This window comes from Paraburkholderia sp. BL10I2N1, from assembly GCF_004361815.1.
Classification (GTDB): Bacteria; Pseudomonadota; Gammaproteobacteria; order Burkholderiales; family Burkholderiaceae; genus Paraburkholderia.
Map to the genome: position 1 here is coordinate 1,650,943 of NZ_SNWA01000001.1, position 17,648 is coordinate 1,668,590.

At 63.8% G+C, this 17,648-nt stretch carries 14 protein-coding genes; 2 read left to right on the forward strand and 12 right to left on the reverse strand.

The window, feature by feature from the left end; translation table 11 throughout:
- Positions 1-16 precede the first annotated feature (16 nt).
- The 3 genes from B0G77_RS07715 to B0G77_RS07725 form a co-directional block, all read right to left on the reverse strand.
- Entirely contained in the window at positions 17-1,081 is a 1,065-nt protein-coding gene (locus B0G77_RS07715) for a porin (protein ID WP_279571345.1), read from the reverse strand.
- 207 nt (positions 1,082-1,288) lie between these two features.
- On the reverse strand, positions 1,289-2,641 hold the full coding sequence (locus tag B0G77_RS07720) for a GntP family permease (protein ID WP_133661586.1): 1,353 nt from the start codon (positions 2,639-2,641) through the stop codon (positions 1,289-1,291).
- A gap of 78 nt (positions 2,642-2,719) precedes the next feature.
- A complete protein-coding gene (locus B0G77_RS07725) occupies positions 2,720-3,247 on the reverse strand; it encodes a gluconokinase (protein WP_347814155.1) in 528 nt (175 codons plus the stop codon).
- A 175-nt stretch (positions 3,248-3,422) separates the two neighbouring features.
- On the opposite strand from B0G77_RS07725, the gene B0G77_RS07730 reads away from it, so the two are divergent.
- Positions 3,423-4,451, forward strand: a complete 1,029-nt coding sequence (locus B0G77_RS07730; protein WP_133661588.1) for a LacI family DNA-binding transcriptional regulator — start codon at positions 3,423-3,425, stop codon at positions 4,449-4,451.
- 60 nt (positions 4,452-4,511) lie between these two features.
- On the opposite strand, the gene B0G77_RS07735 is transcribed toward B0G77_RS07730, so the two are convergent.
- Positions 4,512-8,132: an indolepyruvate ferredoxin oxidoreductase family protein gene (locus tag B0G77_RS07735; RefSeq protein WP_133661589.1), complete on the reverse strand. Its 3,621-nt coding sequence runs from the start codon at positions 8,130-8,132 to the stop codon at positions 4,512-4,514.
- Between the two features lie 232 nt (positions 8,133-8,364).
- Here B0G77_RS07735 and B0G77_RS07740 point away from each other — a divergent pair, with 232 nt between their 5' ends.
- The gene (locus B0G77_RS07740; protein WP_133661590.1) at positions 8,365-8,976 is read left to right on the forward strand and encodes a glutathione S-transferase; all 612 of its coding nucleotides are present in this window, start codon (positions 8,365-8,367) and stop codon (positions 8,974-8,976) included.
- Between the two features lie 33 nt (positions 8,977-9,009).
- On the opposite strand, the gene B0G77_RS07745 is transcribed toward B0G77_RS07740, so the two are convergent.
- From B0G77_RS07745 to B0G77_RS07780, 8 genes are all read right to left on the reverse strand, one after another.
- Entirely contained in the window at positions 9,010-9,984 is a 975-nt protein-coding gene (locus B0G77_RS07745) for an ion channel (RefSeq protein WP_133661591.1), read from the reverse strand.
- A gap of 156 nt (positions 9,985-10,140) precedes the next feature.
- Positions 10,141-10,386 (reverse strand): hypothetical protein, encoded by a 246-nt coding sequence (locus B0G77_RS07750; protein ID WP_133661592.1) that lies wholly within the window; start codon positions 10,384-10,386, stop codon positions 10,141-10,143.
- Between the two features lie 107 nt (positions 10,387-10,493).
- Complete coding sequence (locus B0G77_RS07755) at positions 10,494-10,715, reverse strand: hypothetical protein (RefSeq protein ID WP_133661593.1); 222 nt, start codon at positions 10,713-10,715, stop codon at positions 10,494-10,496.
- 183 nt (positions 10,716-10,898) lie between these two features.
- Positions 10,899-11,813, reverse strand: coding sequence for a carbohydrate kinase (locus tag B0G77_RS07760; protein ID WP_133661594.1), 915 nt, complete (start codon positions 11,811-11,813; stop codon positions 10,899-10,901).
- A 5-nt stretch (positions 11,814-11,818) separates the two neighbouring features.
- Entirely contained in the window at positions 11,819-13,099 is a 1,281-nt protein-coding gene (locus B0G77_RS07765) for an AGE family epimerase/isomerase (RefSeq protein WP_133661595.1), read from the reverse strand.
- Positions 13,096-14,082, reverse strand: coding sequence for a LacI family DNA-binding transcriptional regulator (locus B0G77_RS07770; RefSeq protein WP_133661596.1), 987 nt, complete (start codon positions 14,080-14,082; stop codon positions 13,096-13,098). The genes B0G77_RS07765 and B0G77_RS07770 overlap by 4 nt, the downstream gene beginning before the upstream one ends.
- A gap of 409 nt (positions 14,083-14,491) precedes the next feature.
- Positions 14,492-16,339, reverse strand: a complete 1,848-nt coding sequence (locus B0G77_RS07775; protein WP_133661597.1) for a phosphodiesterase — start codon at positions 16,337-16,339, stop codon at positions 14,492-14,494.
- A gap of 231 nt (positions 16,340-16,570) precedes the next feature.
- Positions 16,571-17,596, reverse strand: coding sequence for a bile acid:sodium symporter family protein (locus B0G77_RS07780; RefSeq protein ID WP_133661598.1), 1,026 nt, complete (start codon positions 17,594-17,596; stop codon positions 16,571-16,573).
- Positions 17,597-17,648: the final 52 nt, after the last annotated feature.

Here is a 17,648-nt window from a genome sequence, read left to right on the forward strand (position 1 = left end):
ATTGAGGACGGGTGCATCAGAACCGGTGCAGGATGCCCGCTATCGCGGCGGTCTGGATGCCGGTTGACGAGGGATTCGACAGGCCGTTGATCCACGCGGTCCCGCCGCTGCCATGCATGTAGATCACGTTCAGATACAGGTCAGTGCGCTTGGACAGGTAGTAGCTCGCGTTGCCGCCAATCTGGTGATACTTCGCGTTGCCGCTGGCCGACTGGTGCACGGTCGTGAAGTCGTAGCCCACACCGAGCTGCCAGGCGGGCGTCGCCCAGTATTGGGCACTCGCCTCGTAGTTCGAAAAGTCTTTGTTGCCGGTCGGCATCTGGAAGTTCGACTGCGTGTGCAGCAGCGCAATGCTCAGCCCGCCGAGCGTGTATGCGCCGCCGACGCCCCAGATCTGCTGACGCTCCACGTTCGAGACCACCGAGGTCGGGTAATAGTTATCCGACGGAATCGCGCCGGTGGTGTTCAGGCCGGGGTGGTCGAGCAGTGCGTAGGCTGCATCGATACGCAGCGGACCGTTCAGGTACTGGGCTCCGACGCTCCAGCTACGGTTGTTCTTCGCGCTGGTGTCGTTCGAGAATGCGTAGAGCGCCTCGGCCTGCAGCCCCTTGATCCGTGGCGAGGTGTACTTGACTGAGTTGTCGGAGCGGAAGGTATTGTTCAGGTTATCGTTGTCATACAGGATGTTGCCGAACTGGGTATAGGCGCCGACACCGTCGTTGGACAGGTAGTCCTGGACCGGATTGAACTGGCGACCGGCAGTGACAGCACCCCAATTGTCACTGCTCAGACCGACCCATGCGCCACGACCGAACAGGCGGCCGCCCTGTTTCAGCACGCCGGTGTAGGTGTCAAAGCCGTTTTCGAGCCGGAAAATCGCGTGCAGGCCGCCACCCAGGTCCTCGGAGCCCTTGAAGCCCCAGCGCGAACCCTGCTGGTTGCCCGCCGTCGCCTGAAACAGACTCTTGCCGAGCTGATTGCTGGTGTAGGTGAAGCCACTGTCGACGATCCCATAGAGCGTCACGCTGCTCTGTGCGTGCGCCATGCCCGGTCCGGCACCGACGAGCGCAAGCAGGGAAATGCTTGTGACCTTGGCCGGCCATCGCGCGGCGGAAAAGTTCGCCCCTGCTCGCGCCAATCCTGTTTTAAGCAATTTATTTAGCATCGCTGATTATATGATTTATTGGATTTCTTCAAGATTGCATATCTTCTTGGTTCTAATCCGGTTGGTAAAAAAAATGCTTCGCTTACTGTTCTTTGGGTATCTCGGCGGAGGCGAACAGGAAACTCAGACGAACACTGACAGGATCATGATCAGAATGATCGCGACGATCGAGACGATGGTTTCCATCGCCGTCCACGTCTTGAAGGTTTCGGTGACCGTCATGTTGAAGTACTGCTTGACGAGCCAGAAGCCTGCATCGTTCACATGCGACAGAATCAGCGAACCTGCGCCAGTCGCAAGCACCAGCAGTTCGCGGTTTACGCCCGGCACCATGGCCACCACCGGGGCAACGATGCCGGCGCCGGTGATCGTCGCCACGGTTGCGGATCCCGTCGCGACCCGTATCACTGCCGCGACAAGCCATGCAAGCAGGATCGGCGAAATGCGCGCATGCACCGCCATCTGGCCAATTGCGTCACCCACACCGCTTGCTACGAGCATCTGCTTGAAGCCACCACCGGCGCCGATGATCAGAATGATCGCGGCCACCGGCGCGAGGCTGGCGTCGACAAACTTCAGCACCTGTTTCGCGTCGAAACCACGCGCGGCGCCGAAGGTGTACAGGGAAACCAGCAGCGCGACGAGCAAGGCGGTGACCGGATGGCCGATCATGTCCATCCACACGCGCAAGGTGCTGTGTTGGTCGAGGACGATATCCGCAAACGCCTTGAGCAGCATCAGGAAGACGGGCAGCAGCACTGTCGCCAGCGTCACGGTGAAACCCGGCAGATCCCTGGCTTCGGACTCGTGCGCCAACTGGTCGAGCAATTCCTGCGACGGCGAACCCGGAACGTATCTGGCGATGAACGAGCCAAACAGCGGGCCGGCGATGATGGCCGTCGGCAGTCCGACGATCAGGCCATAAAAGATGGTCTTGCCGATGTCGGCGCCGAATACGCCGATTGCCAGCAGCGGCCCGGGGTGAGGCGGTACCAGTCCGTGGACGACCGAGAGCCCCGCGAGCAACGGCATGCCGACCTTGATCAACGGCACGCCGGTACGCCTTGCCACAATGAAGACCAGCGGAATCAGCAGCACGAAGCCGATCTCGAAGAACAGCGGAATGCCGACCAGAAAGGCGGCGCACATCATCGCCCATTGCACCCGCTCCCGGCCGAACGCACCCACCAGGGTGCGCGCAATCTGGTCTGCCCCGCCGGACTCGGCCATCATCTTGCCCAGCATGGTGCCAAGCCCGAGAACAATGCCGACAAAGCCCAGTACGCCGCCGAACCCGTCCTGGAACGACTGCATGATCTTCGCGACCGGCATGCCGGATGTCAGGCCGACCAGGCCGGCCGCCAGCGTGAGCGCGATGAAGGGATGAATCCTGAAGCGGGTAATCAGCAGGATGAGCACGACGATCGCAATCAGCGCGTCGAGCAGTAAAGAAATGTTGCTGGGCAAGCCAGACATAATGATCCCCGAGGTTAGAGGTCCGCTGTTTCCCGATTTCGGTAGGGTGCGGACAGGCAAAAATAAGATAGCGCTATCTCAAACGACCAAAGCAGTCTGGAACGGATTGCGAGTCTCGCACCAGGCAGTCGCCACCCGGGTGATTCTGGTGAGCGGCAACGTGGCGTCGACCGTGAGCGTCAAGGGTTCATCAAGTGGCGCTTCGAGGTCGGCAAACTGGCTGGCGACCAGCGTGGCCGGCATGAAATGATTGCCGCGCCCGGCAACGCGCCTTGCGGCAACCTCACGCGGCAAATTCAGAAAGAGAAAACCGAGCCCCGGCACAGCCTGGCGGAGCCGCTCGCGATAGTGGCGCTTGAGCGCTAAGCATGTCAGTACAGGCCGCTCGTGCGCCATGAGCGCACGGCTGAGTTCTCTCCCGAGCCGCTCCAGCCAGCCGGCCCTGTCAACGTCACCAAGCGGGATGCCGGCGCGCATCTTTGCAACGTTCGCTGCCGGATGGAACTCATCGCCTTCGATCAGGTACCCGCCGATTTGCTCCGCCAGCGCCGCTGCGACGCTGCTTTTGCCACAGCCGGCTACGCCCATCACGACCATTGCAGACATCATCTCCTCCATTTCAACCTCATTCAGGTCTTAAGACAGCGCTATCTTTGCGGCCTGAAGAAAACGGCCGTTCACGGCCGTTCCATCTGTCGAGAGCTCTGCAGCACGCTTTTTCTACTTCTTGATTCGAACCTTCTTTGTGTAACAGTAGAGGTAGCGCTATCCTAGACGGCTTATGGCAAATTCGACACGCAGGAAAACCCGAGGTACTGGCCGCCCGACGCTTGAAGAGGTTGCGCGTCGCGCCGGGGTGAGCACGATCACCGCGTCGCGCGCATTGCGCGGCGTCAACACGGTCGCGCCGGAACTCGTGCAACGCGTCCGCGATGCGGCGCAGGAACTGGGCTATGTGACCAATGCGGCGGCACGGGCACTTGCGTCCGCGCGCAGCGAGGTGGTCGCGGTGCTTGTCCCATCGCTGTCCAATCTCGTTTTCGTCGATGTGCTCGAGGCGATTCACCGCGTGCTCAGGCCGCACGGTTTCGAGATCCTGATCGGCAACTCGCATTACGCGCGCGAGGACCAGGAAGACCTGATCCGCCATTATCTCGCCTCCCCGCCAAGCGGCATGATCGTGACCGGGTCCGAATGCACCGAAGCGGCGTGGCGCATGATCGATGCGAGTGGCGTGCCTTGTGTTCATATCATGGAACTCTCACGCGGCCCCGGTGTGTATTGTGTTGGCTTCGCGCAGGTGAGCGCCGGCCAGACCGCCGCCGAACACCTGCTCGCGCGCGGCCGCACGCGCAACGCGTTCGTCGCGGCGCAACTTGACCCGCGGATCATGCAGCGTGGCGAGGGCTTTCGCCGGACGCTGCAAAAGGCGGGGTTGTACGACCCCGCGCTCGAGTTTCTGTCACCGGCACCGTCCTCGATCGGACTCGGCTGCGACCTGTTCGCGCAGATCATGGAGCGGCGCCCGGACGTCGACGGCATTTTCTTTGGCAACGACGACCTGGCGCAGGGCGCGCTACTCGAGGCGCTGCGCCGCGGCGTGTCCGTGCCGGGCGACGTCGCGATGGTCGGCTTCAACGACCTGCCCGGATCGGCCCATTCGTTCCCGCGCCTGACGACGATCCGCACACCTCGCGCCGAAGTCGGACGCCGCGCCGCGCTCATGCTACTTGCGATGATCAGGGGCGAGCCGGTGCCCGAACCGGTGGTCGACCTGGGTTTTGAGCTCGTTGTACGCGAAAGCTCCTGATGCCAGCAACTCTATCTGGGCGCGGTCCATAAACATAGTGACTTCATGTGTTGCGCTGGCTTACTTCGTTACCACCACCGGAATGCCGCTCAACGCACCGCTGCCACGCATCTGCGCGAGCGCTTCCTGCACGACTGCGGACGTTGCCGGCTCGATGTTCAGCGCACGGCTCGCCGAACGCTCACGTGCTTTCGCAGCGACCAGACTGTTCAGCTTCACTGGACCATAGCCGCGCACGCGCTGCATGACCTGCGCGAACTCGACCGCTTCGTCCATCGTGGCGGGCGTCAGCACGCGTAGCAGGGCTTCGATCGTCGCTTCGTAGTCTGTGGCCAGGGCGCGTTCCATCCGGCGTTCCAGCGAGCGGCCGAACGGATCGAGCGGCGTACCGCGCAGCGCGCGGATCTTCGCGAGGCTGCCGAGCACCGGCCACATCCACTGGCCGATCTTCACCTTCTTCGGACGCTCGCCGTGCGCAGCGCGCGTCACGGTCGGCGGCGCCATGTTGAAGCCGATGCGGAAGTCGCGGCCAGCAATGCCTTCGAACTGCGCTTCGATTGCGCGCCTGAACGAGCCGTCCGCATAAAGACGCGCGACTTCGTACTCATCCTTGACTGCGAGCAGCTTGAAGAACGTTGTAGCGACGGCGCGCGTCAGCGGTTCGCTGGGCGGTTTGCCTGCGGTGCCCGAAGCCCGCTGTTCCGCCGCGCGTACCTTGTCGACCAGGGCGCGGAAGCGCTTGACATACGCTGCGCCACCGTAAGCCGCCAGACGCGTTTCACGATCGGCGATCACCGCATCGACATCGCGCGCCGCATCGTTGGCGACGGAGAACGGCAATGCGATCGCATCGGCACGCGTTTGCAGCAGCGCATCGAGCGCCGCAGGATCCGCTGCTGCGACGCGACCGATCGCGAATGCCAGCTTGTTCGCTTCGACCGCGACGTTGTTCAGTTCGATCGCCCGCGTCAGCGCCTCGAACGACACCGGCACGAGGCCGAGTTGCCATGCGAAACCGAGCATCAGGATGTTCGCGCCGATTGTGTCGCCGAGGAAGCGGCTGGCGAGCGCCTGCGCATCGCAGGTCGACAGACGATCATCCCCTGCTGCATGACGCATCTTGTCGATCAGCGCGTCCGCGTGCAGGTTCGCGTCAGGGTTCTGCACGAACGACGCGTTCGGAATAGCATGCGTGTTCACGACGATGCGCGTGCGGCCGTGACGCACGGTCTGCAGTGCATCACCGCTCGCGCCGACCACCATGTCGCACGCGAGCAGCACGTCGGCCTGCTGCGTATCGATACGAACCTGATTGAGCCACTCCTCGCGGGCGGCGAAACGCACGAACGACAGCACCGAGCCACCCTTCTGCGCAAAGCCCATGAAGTCCAGCACGGAAGCGCTCTTGCCTTCGAGGTGCGCAGCCATGCTGATCAGCGCACCGACCGTCACGACCCCCGTGCCGCCGACGCCCGTCACGAGGATGTCGTACGGGGCGGCGTCGAGATGCGTCGCCGGCGTGGGTAGTGCCTCGATCTTCTTCGCGAGCGCGGCCGGGTCGAATGCGGCCCCTGCGGCCTTCTTCAGCTTGCCTCCTTCGACCGTCACAAAACTCGGGCAGAAGCCGTTCACGCACGAGTAGTCCTTGTTGCACGACGACTGATCGATGCGGCGCTTGCGGCCGAGCGTCGTCTCGAGCGGCTCGACCGACAGGCAGTTCGATTGCACGCCGCAATCGCCACAGCCTTCGCAGACGGCCTCGTTGATGAAGAGACGCTTGTCCGGATCGGGGAATTCGCCTTTCTTCCTGCGGCGACGCTTTTCCGCCGCGCAGGTCTGGTCGTAGATGAGGACCGTCACGCCGTCGATGTCGCGCAACTGGCGCTGCACGGCGTCGAGCTCGCTGCGATGGTGAAACGTCGTGCCCTTTGGAAAGAGGTCGTGGTGGCCGTCATACTTTTCTGGCTCGTCGCTTACGACGACGAACTTCGACACGCCTTCGGCTTCCACCTGCCGCGCAACCTGCGGCACCGAGATGCTGCCGTCGACCGGCTGGCCGCCCGTCATCGCGACCGCGTCGTTGTAGAGAATCTTGTAGGTGATCGTGGCCTTTGCCGCGACCGCCTGACGGATCGCAAGGATGCCTGAATGGAAGTACGTGCCGTCGCCGAGGTTCTGGAACACGTGGCGCGTCTTCGTGAACATCGAATGCGATGCCCAGTCGACGCCTTCGCCGCCCATCTGGATGAGCCCTGTCGTATCGCGCTCCATCCACGACGCCATGAAGTGACAGCCGATGCCAGCCTGTGCGATCGAACCTTCGGGCACCTTCGTCGATGTGTTGTGCGGGCAACCCGAGCAGAAGTACGGCGTGCGCTTTACTGCGTCGGCCGCGTTCGACAGAATCTGCGGCGCCACCAGATCGACCACACGCTCGCGACGGTCGAGCGCGGGCTTGTGCCGCGCGAGCCAGTTCGCGAACACCGGCAGGATGCGCGATGGCCGCAGTTCGCCTAGCGACGACAGCAGCAACGAGCCGTCTTCGGCATACTTGCCGAGCACGGCGGGACGGGCGCCTTCGCGGCGGTTGTACAGATAGTCCTTGATCTGCTGTTCGATGACGGGGCCTTTCTCCTCGATCACCAGCACTTCCGACAGGCCTTCGACGAACCTGTCGATGCGGGTCATTTCGAGCGGGAACGACAGGCCGACCTTGTAGATCCGCACGCCCGCCGTTTCGAGATCGGCGACGGTGAGGTCGAGCCGCCGCAGCGCTTCCATCAGGTCGAGGTGCGCCTTGCCGCAGGTCACGATGCCGACATTCGCATGCGGGCTGGGGGCGATCCATTTGTCGATGCTGTTGGTGCGCGCAAAGTGGCGCACGGCATTCAGCTTGGCTTCGAGCCGCGCTTCGATCGACAGGCTCGGCAGATCCGGCCAGCGGTTGTGCAGACCATCGGCGGGCGGCTGAAAATCCGCTCGAATGGTCCATTCGGTTTGCAGCGCGTCCAGGTCGACGGTCGAACCCGATTCGACCGTCTCCGAAATCGCCTTGTAGCCGACCCATGCGCCGGAGAAGCGCGACAGCGCCCAGCCATAGAGGCCGAATTCGAGCATGTCTGCGATGTTCGACGGATTCACCACCGGCATGTGCCACGCCATCAAGGCGAAGTCGCTCTGATGCGGCATCGACGAAGACACGCAGCCGTGGTCGTCGCCCGCTACCACCAGTACGCCGCCATGCTGCGATGAGCCGTACGCGTTGCCGTGCTTCAGCGCGTCACCCGCGCGGTCGACGCCCGGGCCTTTGCCGTACCACATCGCAAACACGCCTTCGACGGTGCGTTCCGGGTCCGACTCGACACGTTGCGTGCCGAGCACGGCGGTGCCGCCGAGTTCTTCGTTGATCGCGGGCAGGAAGCGGATGTCGCTGGCGGCGAGCAGTTTCGACGCCTTCCACAACTGCTGGTCGACCATGCCGAGCGGCGAGCCGCGATAGCCGCTGATAAAACCGGCGGTGTTCAGGCCATGCTCACGGTCGAGCGCGCGCTGCATCAACGCGAGGCGCACGAGCGCCTGGGTGCCGGTCAGGAAGATGCGGCCGCGAGTGGCAGTCAGATTGTCGGAAAGTCGGTAATCGGCGAGGGCGGGTGTGCCGTCGACAGGCAGTCGTGCGGTCATCGGGGAAGTCTCCTTGTTTTGTTCTCGCGCGAACGGGGCAACGCCACAGCGGCTTCGCAACGAAAGAGACTCTATTTTTCAGCGCCGATAGGAGAAATTTATTGCTAACTGAAGGGGGCAAGCCACTGATCGCGCGAGCCGCCACGCGATTCGGTGGGGTTTTGAGTGAGTTCTACCGCGGGTGCGGAGGTTGCGCTACGCTGAAGGCGTCCTAACGCATTGGGAGCCGACCATGAAACTCTATTACTGGCCGAAAACGCGCGCCTTCCGCGCGCTGTGGATGCTGGAGGAGATCGGCGCGCCGTACCACATCGAGCACGTCAACATCCGTGCGGGCGAACAGGGCTCCCCGGCGTTCCGGCAACTCAATCCGATGACCAAGCTGCCCGCGCTCGACGACAACGGCGTGCATGTCGCGGAATCCGGCGCGGTGCTGCTGTATCTTGCCGACAAATTCCCGGCGGCCGGTCTCGGCGCGACGCTCGACGATCCGTTGCGCGGCCGTTTCCTGCAGTGGCTCTTTTTCACGCCTGGTTGTCTCGAACCGGCGATGGCCGAAAAAATGACCGGGTCGCCCGGCAATACGTTCAGCTTCGGCTGGGGTGATTTCGATCGCGTGCAGCAAGCGATCGAAACCGCGCTCGAAGAAGGCGAGTGGTTGCTGGGCGAGCGTTTCAGCGCCGCCGATTTGCTGCTCGCCGGCACGTTGCAGATCGCCTTCATGGCGAAGCTGCTGGAGCCGAAGGGCCGCATCGGTGACTATGTGGAACGCGCGGTGTCGCGCGATGGACATGCGCGGGCGCTGGCGGTCGAACAAAGAGAAATCGCCGCGCTCAAGAAGTAGTGGTGGAGCCGGGCGGGCGCGGCGGGTGTGGCCTCAGGGGTGCATTGCCTGCGACTCGTCCGCTGTGCGCATTTCGTGCGGTTCGAGGGGTACGACTTCATCGAAATGCGAGTAGTCGATGTGGCTCACGCCATCCTTTTCGAGCAACACGTCCACGTAGCGATGCTGCCAGCGGATCTCGCTGTTGGGCCAGGAATACCGCGCTGCCATCGTCTGCGACGTGGTTTCGTCCGTGCCTTCGATGGTGATGAGCAGCGATGCGGCGCATTTTTCGAGCGTCTCGGCGGTTTCGCCGAATAACGGGCTTTCTTCGTCGATGATGTGCATCAGGTTCCAGCCCAGCAAAAAAATCGGATGCTGGTCGCGCACGAGCTTCAGGTCGCGGATCTTGCGCATCGAGAAGCCTTCGGACGTCGTCTCATGGCGCATCAGCCGCAGCTTGGCCTGCGCTTCCGCGATCACATTCTGGCGGGCGTTGGCGGCGCGCACCATCAGCGTCATGCGACCGTCTATCGGCCGCACGATGGCAAAGCGGGCGAACATGATTTTCGCGCGCGGCCGCGAGAAGCGGGCGAAGATCAGGCCCGTGGCGAGCGCGATGCCCGACATCCCCATGAAAATCTCCAGCGTGGCAATCAGATGCCCGTAGACGGTTTGCGGATGCATGTCGCCGTATCCGACCGTCGCCAGCGTTTCGACGCTGAAGAAGAACGCGCCTGCGAAGCCTTGCGGCGCCTGGTTGGCAATGGCCGCATGGCCGAGCAGGTAGAGCGTCGCGAAGACGGTATTGAGCAGCAGGAACAGGCAGGCCAGCGACGCAAAGAACACCGGCCAGCTGATCACCAGCGCACGGTGATAGAGATCCTGCCAGAGCGGCACTGGCAGACCATGCGCGATGACGACCCGCGAGCCGGTTAGCAGCCTGCGAGGACGTTCGCGCCCTGGGCGTCGTTGTGCGGCGGCGGTGGACTCCGGGCTGCGTGGGCGGTCTGACGTATCGAGGGCCATCGCGTTTCGGTGGGGTGGACGGTGGGGTGGCAAACGCGCAAAGCGTAGCACGCCAGGGTCCGCGCCGATCAGGCGAGCGCGATGCAGATGTCGGCGGTCTAGCCGTCACCAGCGATCAGTGAGCCGCTCAGCCAGACACGTGGCGAAACGAAACGCTCAGGGAAACGCGCGAGGTTTGGGAATGCCGGCGCCGTGATCGATGTCGGCGACAGCCTGGCGGTGCGCGGACTCGACCGCTTCGGTCGCATCGCCGTAACCGTCGTCGCCGCCGACCGTGGTCCACGTTTGCACTGGCTTGTCGCGATGCCGTATTTCGTATTCCGCGTCCCAGCGCGCGCCCTGTAGTTCGAGCGGGCGCACATGGATCGCATATACGCCATAGAGGAAGAGCTGTTCAGCCATCTTCGCCTCCAGCCGGTTTCGTCCGGGGATGGCGCCGCACGTTGACGTTAGTCGCGGCGCCGTGTCTGCATGAATTTGTGACCGGTACTGGCGCGTGGAGTTCGCGCCTAGAATTCGATTTCGCCGAGGATGCGATGCGCGAGCGCCTTGGCTTCTTCAAGCGCCTCCTCTGGAGTGGCCGAGGTGGCTTCGACCTCGTAGACGGTGTTCTCCTGCTCGTCGCCGTCGTCGCGCGCGAGAGCAACCACGCCCTGGTACAGGCCGTCGTCTACCGGCCGGACCGCCGCGGTTGCGGTGTAGATTCCTTTCGTGTAGGTGACGTCCTCCATGATGCCACTCCTGCAAGGGGGAGATTCCATCGTAGCACGCAGATTGACGGCTTACCGTCGCGCAATAAAGAACGTTTCATGACGTGTGGTGAAGGACGCGCGAGGGGCGCGTCCCGCCGTCGTCAGGGGCAGGAATTCACGCGGTGCCGTAGCCGCTTCCCACTGTGCGAGGTGACGCCGTCTTCACCCTTCCAGCAACGCGACGACCTCATCGAGCGTCGGCGAATGCGCGCCCGAATGACGGCATGCCGCCGCCCCCGCCGCCAGCGCAAACGCGAGATGCTCGGGCCACTTGCGTTGCGGCGCGCTCATCAGGCTGAACAGCAGGCCGCCGATCGACGCATCACCCGCGCCGACCGTGTCCACCACCTCGACACGCGGAGGGCGGCTTTCGAAGGTGCTGTCGCCGACGTATAGCGTCGCCGTCTCCGGGCCGCGCGTGACGAGCACGTTCGCGGCGCGATTCAGCTCACGCAGTTGCGCAAGCGCGCTGGCTTCGTCGGAGGTCTTGAACAGGAGCCGCAGGTCTTCGTCGGATACCTTGATGAGATCGGCGAGCGCGGCCATCCTGCGCAGAATCGGCTCGTAGCCGTGCTCCATGAGGTTGCGGTAATTCGGGTCGAAGCTGATCTTCACGCCGCGCGCGCGCAGGTCGGCGGCGAGTCTGGCAAGCGTATCGCCAAGCGGCTGGCGCACGAGGCTGATACAGCCGAAGTGCGCCCACCTGACCTGGTCCATCCATCCAGCCGGCAGCAGCGACGGATCGAAGGCGAGATCGGCGCTGTTGTCGCCCATGAAGAAGTAGGTCGGCGGATGTGTCTCGTGAACCACAGCGAGAAGCGGCGAACGGTCGACGCGCTGCATGAAGCGCATGTCGAGATCGGCCGCGACGCTGGCGTTCCAGATCGCGTCGGAGAAGTAGTCGCGGCCGAGCGCGCCGACCGAAGCCGTGCGCAGCCCGAGCCGCGCGACGGCGCGTGCGACGTTCCAGCCGGCGCCGCCTGGCACCGATAGCCAGCGCGAATCGTCGGTACGCACGAGGTCGGTGAGGATGTCGCCGGCCGAAACGAAAAGCGGGAATTCAGTGCTTGCGGTCATGTTGGTCACCGTGCGGAGTCAGAAGGGGCGCCCGTGCCCGGCAGTGCATGCAGCAGCACTTCGTAGCATGCGCCCATGGTGTGATAGTCGGTCTTGCCGGCGGGGCTTTTCTCATCGCTGTACTTGCGGTTGTCGCAGGTGAGGATGCGATACCACGCACCGTACCTGTGGTCGACGAAATGCGCCCAGCTATAACCCCAGATCTCGTCGTACCAGTCCCAGAAGCGTTCGTTGCCGGTGCGTTTGCCGAGCAGCGCCGCTGTCGCGAAGGTTTCGGCCTGCACCCAGAAATACTTGTCGTGGTCGCACACGGTGCGGTCCGGGCCGAAGCCGTAGTAGAGGCCGCCGTGGTCCTCGTCCCATGCGTGCGTCATCGCGGCGTCGAACAGTTCGATCGCGCGCGGCAGCAGCCACGGCAATGGACGGTGGCGCTCCAGGATCAGCAGCAGCTTCGCCCATTCGGTCTGGTGGCCCGGCTGGAAACCCCATGGACGGAAGATGTTCGAACTGTCCTCTTCGTTGTAGTGCCAGTCGACTGACCAGTCCGCGTGAAAGTGTTCCCACACGAGCTCTTGCGACAGCTTCGCCTGCCGCAACGTGATGTTCGACGCGACCCGCTCCGCGCGATCCAGGTACACGAGGTGGCCGGTCGCTTCATACGCGGCGAGGAGCGCCTCGGTCGTGTGCATGTTAGCGTTCTGGCCACGATAGCTGGACACGCGCCAGTCGGCGCTTGCCTCGTCGGCGTACAGGCCCGCGGCGGCGTCCCAGAAGCGGTGCTCCATCAGTTCGAAGGTCGCGCCGATCATCGGCCTGGCTTCTTCGATGCCGGCCATCGCCGCATGCGAATACGCGAGCAGCACGAATGCCAGGCCGTAGCAGTGGCGCGTCGAATCGAGCGCGCGCTTGTGGCCGTCGCGCCAGTCGACCTCCCAGTCATAGCCTTCGTGGTGCGCATCCCAGTGCGCATCGTGCAGGAAGCGCAGGCCGTGGCGTGCGTATTCGAGATGCTGCGGGTCGCCGAACTGACGATACGCCATCGCATAGTTGAACACGTAGCGGCAACTGCTGACGAGGTGGCGCGTCGTGCGGTTGTAGATCGAACCGTCGTCGCGGAAGAAGTGGAAGAAGCCGCCGCTCGGGTCCAGCACGTTCGGCGCATAGAAGCGCAGGGTGTCCTGGATGTGCGAGAGCAGGAAGTCGCGCTCGCGGTAACTGGCAACGGGCGGCACGGGTACAGGTTCTCCCGCATTCGGATTGGCGTGATTCAGGTCGGGCTGCTTCATGGCTTTTTCACCGAGGTGCTGGCACGGGCAATGAGACGGACAGGCAGGCGGACTTCTGTTTCGACAGGTGCGTCTTCGAGCAGCAGTTCGACGCCGCGCCGGCCAAGCGCTTCCTTGTCGATGGAGATGGTCGACAGCGGCGGCGTGGAGTGGCTTGCGGCGGGAATATCGTCGAAGCCGATGATGGCGATGTCTTCAGGGACGCGCACGCCGCGCGCGAGGCACACGCGCATGGCGGCGAGCGCGGCGGCGTCGTTGTAGGCGAACACGGCATCCGGGCGCGGCCCGGGGGCGTCGAGCAGACGCGCCATCGCGAGTGCGGCGCCGGCGTCGGGATCGAGGCCAGCGTCGATCGGCACTTCGAGCGACGGGTCGAACAGCAGCCCGGCTTCGAAGAACGCACGCCGGTAACCGAGCGCGCGCTGGGCGATGCTGAAGTGCGCGAGCGAGCCGCCGATGAAGGCAATACGCGTGCGCTTCTGCGCGAACAGATGCTGCATGGCGAGCGCGGCGCCGCCGACGTTGTCGAGATTCACCGACCGCATGCCGGGTGCCCACAGGTCGATCAGCACGAGCGGGCGCTGCATCGCGACGAGCGTCGCGAGCGTTTCCGGCTCGACGAAACCGGCGACGGCCACTGCGTCGGGCGCGTGCAGTCGCATCTGCTGGACGACGTCTTCGGTCGGCCCGGCCGTCAGTACAGACGGCACGATGCCGCGTTCGCGGCAGGCATCCTCGACGCCGTGGAGCACGTGCGAGAAGAACGGGCTGACCGCAAAGTTGTTGTGCTGGCGATGCAGGAGAAACGTGAGGCGGCGGATGCGCGGGCGCAGTTGCGCCGCGTCGTAGCCGAGCCGGCGCGCGGTCTCGACGACGCGCAGACGCGTGGCGTCCGACAGACCGGGCTGGTTCTTTAGTGCTCGTGAGACGGTGCCGATCGACACGCTGGCCGCGCGCGCGACGTCACGGATGGTTGTCCCCATGTATTCGCGTCGGCCGCCGAGGGAGGCCGCAGGTGTTTTCGAGTCCGGTGATTGTATAGTAAAAAAGACCCGAAAAAACCCTCGATACGCTTGTTTGATACGCGTAAATACCCGTACTTAGTGGCTATATTCCGTTATTATTTGTTTAGTAAAATAAACTAAACTGCGCATCGGGACCCGCTTTGTCGCGATTGGAGCGCCCTCTCGCGCATTGCCTTCGCCGCTATCCGGAAAATAGTCACCGCCTCGCGCAATGTCGTGCGGTGGCCGCGAATGGGGCGCAGGAAAGTGGATGTCCACGACCGGCCCCTACGATGCAGGAGAGTCGTGTCAGCTTGATGTTGTTCTGTCGGTCCGATGCGTTCGGCTCAGCGCTGGCGCGTGAAGCTGTCGCGGACACCTGTGCGAATCAATCGATCAGCACGTTGGCAGCGTCGATGCGTCCGCGCAGCAAGGCGTCGCTTTCGCTCTCGTCGATCAGTACGAAACCCGACGGATCCTGCTTCGCGCGGCGCTTCGCGAGCGCCGCAACCGAAGCGATCTCTTCGCTTGTGCAGTGCGCCGTGCTGTTCGTGGGATTCACGCACACACCGCCGATCGCCATCGTGACGAAGCTGAAGAACGTCGCATTGCCGCGCCTGTCTTCGCCGTGAATGCCGCCGGCTAGCCGGTCGGCCGGTGCGTAGAAACGCCGGGCGCCTTCGTTGAAAGCCTGAATCGCGCGCAGCGCGCGTTCCCGCCAGTCGTCGCTCTGGAACAGGATCAGGAAGTCGTCGCCCCCGACGTGACCGAGGAAGTCGCGCGTCGGATCGCACACGTCGGCGAGTACGGCGGCCGCGAACTTCAGTACTTCGTCGCCCTGCCAGTAGCCGTATTCGTCGTTGAATGGCTTGAAGTCGTTCAGGTCGACGTAACACGCGTAGAACACCGCGTCATTGCTGACGAGCCGCGCGATATGCGAGCTGATCGGAATGTTGCCCGGCAGGAACGTCAGCGGGTTCGCGTAGCGCGCCGCTTCGATGCGCACCTCGGTGACGGCGCGCACGAGCTTTTCTCCGGTGCCGAGGCCCGCGTATCTGCCGTTGTCCGTGATGACGAAACCGTCGGCGAGATAGCGCTGATCGTTGCTGGCGAGGAGCTTCGCCATCTGCTCGACGGTCATCGATTTCTCGATGACGACCGGTGACGCGTTCGCAAACAGCAGGCACGGACGCTTGCCGAAGAGTTCGCGATGATACGGCAGCGCGTAGCGGTCCATGAACGAACGGCGGTTGATCAGGGCGACCGGCTCGTCACGCTCCACGACCGCGACGGCGTGCAGATCCGGAAGACGGTTGAAGAGTTCGAGCACGTCGTTGTTCGTCGCCTGGCGGGGCAGCGCGGGCGCGTGCACGAGCATTTTTTCCGACGCCACGCCGCCTGAAGGCGACGCGCCCAGCGTGCGCGTCGTTTCCGGGAATACGGCGATGTGGTGGGCGCGGATGGCCTGACTGGCCTCGTCGGCGATGAGGCGCGGCGGCTGCGCGTTGGGCCTGCCGAAGAAATAGCCCTGTCCACAGCCGATGCCCATGTCGCGCACGACGATCAGGTCGGCCTCGTTCTCGATGCCTTCCGCGACGAGCTTTGCGCCGCTCGCGTTTGCGAAGTGCTGCATGGCCCGCACGGCTTCGAACTTGAGCGGATCGCTGGCGATGTCATGGATGAAGAAGCGGTCGATCTTCACGACGTCCGGCTGCAGGCGGACCCACAGGTTCATGCTGGCGTTCGCGGTGCCGTAGTCGTCGAGCGCGAACTGCGCGCCGGCCGTGCGTAACGCCGCGATCACCGGCAGAAAATTGCTGAAGTCGGGAATCGCGCTCTGCTCGGTCAGCTCGATCACGATCCGCGCCGGGTCGACGCCCACATGATGCAGCAGCGCGAGCATGCTGTCGCGCGCCGCCGCGAGGTCCCGGATAGCGCCTGCGCTGAAGTTGAGAAACAGCTTGCCTTCGCACTTCAGGAGCGCGAAGGCTTCGAGGCAGGTGCGCGCGGCCGCCCGCTCCAGCGCAATCCCGCAGCCTTCGACGGCCGCCTGCGCAAAAAGCGCGTAGGGCGCTTCGACCGACGTGCCTGCCGGCCCGCGAATCAGCCCCTCGTAGCCGAGAATCGCGCCGTCATCGAAGTCGACGATCGGCTGAAACACCGCCGACAGGCTACGCCGGGCGATCAGATCTTCGATGCTCGGTGCGGATGAGTCGGGGGACGGGCGGACGGACATGAGCGGCTGCCGAAAACGAGGGAAGTGGCCGCCTTATCGGCCGCAATGCGCACAAATTGAATGAATATTCCATGACGCGTTGCCCTGATATGGTGCGTGCACCTATGCCACCTGGCCAGGCAGACGGCGCGCGCGTTCCGGCGTGAAATAGCAAAAAAGCCGCACGAGGCGGCTTTTGTCTGATCACGCAGAGGAGAGGCTATGGATCTGTTGTTCGATGCATCCGTGCGTTCAGCGGCGCGCAACCGCAGCGGGTGTGCGTTCCTTGCGGGCGGCGCGCTGTTCGTTACCCATGTCCCGCGCGCCCCAGCGTTGCGCGAGTGCGGCGCATACCATCAGCTGGATCTGATGGAACAGCATCAGCGGCAGCACCACTGCACCCACGGCGTGCGACGCGAAGATCACCTTCGCCATCGGCACGCCCGCCGCGAGGCTCTTTTTCGAACCGCAAAAGATGATCGTGATCTGGTCAGCGCGATTGAAGCCGAGCCGTTTGCTCACGAACATGGTGATGCCGAGCGCGAGCGCCAGCAGCACCGCGCAGACCCCGAGCAGGCCGGCCAGCGCGGCGAGCGGGATGTGATGCCACAAGCCTTCGTTGACTGCCTCGCTGAACGCCGCATAGACCACAAGCAGGATCGACCCCTGGTCGACAAATTTCAGCACGCCGCGATTGCGTTCGATCCACCCGCCGATCACCGGGCGCAGCAATTGTCCGGCCACGAACGGCACCAGCAGTTGCAGCACGATGTTCCATACCGTGTGCCAGGCCGAGGTGCCGCCCGCAGCCTGATTCGTGACCACGAGGCTCACGAGCGCCGGGGTGATGAAGATGCCGAGCAGGCTCGATGCCGACGCGCTGCACACGGCGGCGGGTACGTTGCCTTTGGCAATCGAGGTGAACGCGATGGACGACTGGACCGTCGATGGCAGGGTGCAGAGGAAGAGAATCCCTGCGTAGAGCGCCGGCGTGACGAGCGGCGAAAGGAGCGGTTTAAGCGCGAGGCCGAGCAGCGGAAACAACGCGAACGTGCTGAGCAGCACAACCAGATGCAACCGCCAGTGCGTCGCGCCCGCCACGATCGCTTCGCGTGACAGCTTCGCGCCATGCAGGAAAAACAGCAGGCCGACGGCAATGTTCGTCAGCCAGTTGAACCCAACGGCGGCCTCGCCGTGAACGGGCAGCAGGCTCGCCAGGATAACGGTGCCCACGAGGCACAGGGTGAAGTTGTCGGGAAGCAGTTTTGGGCGAGCCATCTGGAAATCTCGAAGCGGTGTGTTCAGTGCGGCGTGCACTAGCTGTCATTGC

Bases quoted from the DNA above. Each gene is read 5' to 3' on its own strand.
- B0G77_RS07720 (WP_133661586.1), bottom strand. From the start codon at position 2,641: ATGTCTGGCTTGCCCAGCAACATTTCTTTACTGCTCGACGCGCTGATT.
- B0G77_RS07725 (WP_347814155.1), bottom strand. From the start codon at position 3,247: ATGTCTGCAATGGTCGTGATGGGCGTAGCCGGCTGTGGCAAAAGCAGC.
- B0G77_RS07730 (WP_133661588.1), top strand. From the start codon at position 3,423: ATGGCAAATTCGACACGCAGGAAAACCCGAGGTACTGGCCGCCCGACG.
- B0G77_RS07735 (WP_133661589.1), bottom strand. From the start codon at position 8,132: ATGACCGCACGACTGCCTGTCGACGGCACACCCGCCCTCGCCGATTAC.
- B0G77_RS07740 (WP_133661590.1), top strand. From the start codon at position 8,365: ATGAAACTCTATTACTGGCCGAAAACGCGCGCCTTCCGCGCGCTGTGG.
- B0G77_RS07745 (WP_133661591.1), bottom strand. From the start codon at position 9,984: ATGGCCCTCGATACGTCAGACCGCCCACGCAGCCCGGAGTCCACCGCC.
- B0G77_RS07750 (WP_133661592.1), bottom strand. From the start codon at position 10,386: ATGGCTGAACAGCTCTTCCTCTATGGCGTATATGCGATCCATGTGCGC.
- B0G77_RS07755 (WP_133661593.1), bottom strand. From the start codon at position 10,715: ATGGAGGACGTCACCTACACGAAAGGAATCTACACCGCAACCGCGGCG.
- B0G77_RS07760 (WP_133661594.1), bottom strand. From the start codon at position 11,813: ATGACCGCAAGCACTGAATTCCCGCTTTTCGTTTCGGCCGGCGACATC.
- B0G77_RS07765 (WP_133661595.1), bottom strand. From the start codon at position 13,099: ATGAAGCAGCCCGACCTGAATCACGCCAATCCGAATGCGGGAGAACCT.
- B0G77_RS07770 (WP_133661596.1), bottom strand. From the start codon at position 14,082: ATGGGGACAACCATCCGTGACGTCGCGCGCGCGGCCAGCGTGTCGATC.
- B0G77_RS07775 (WP_133661597.1), bottom strand. From the start codon at position 16,339: ATGTCCGTCCGCCCGTCCCCCGACTCATCCGCACCGAGCATCGAAGAT.
- B0G77_RS07780 (WP_133661598.1), bottom strand. From the start codon at position 17,596: ATGGCTCGCCCAAAACTGCTTCCCGACAACTTCACCCTGTGCCTCGTG.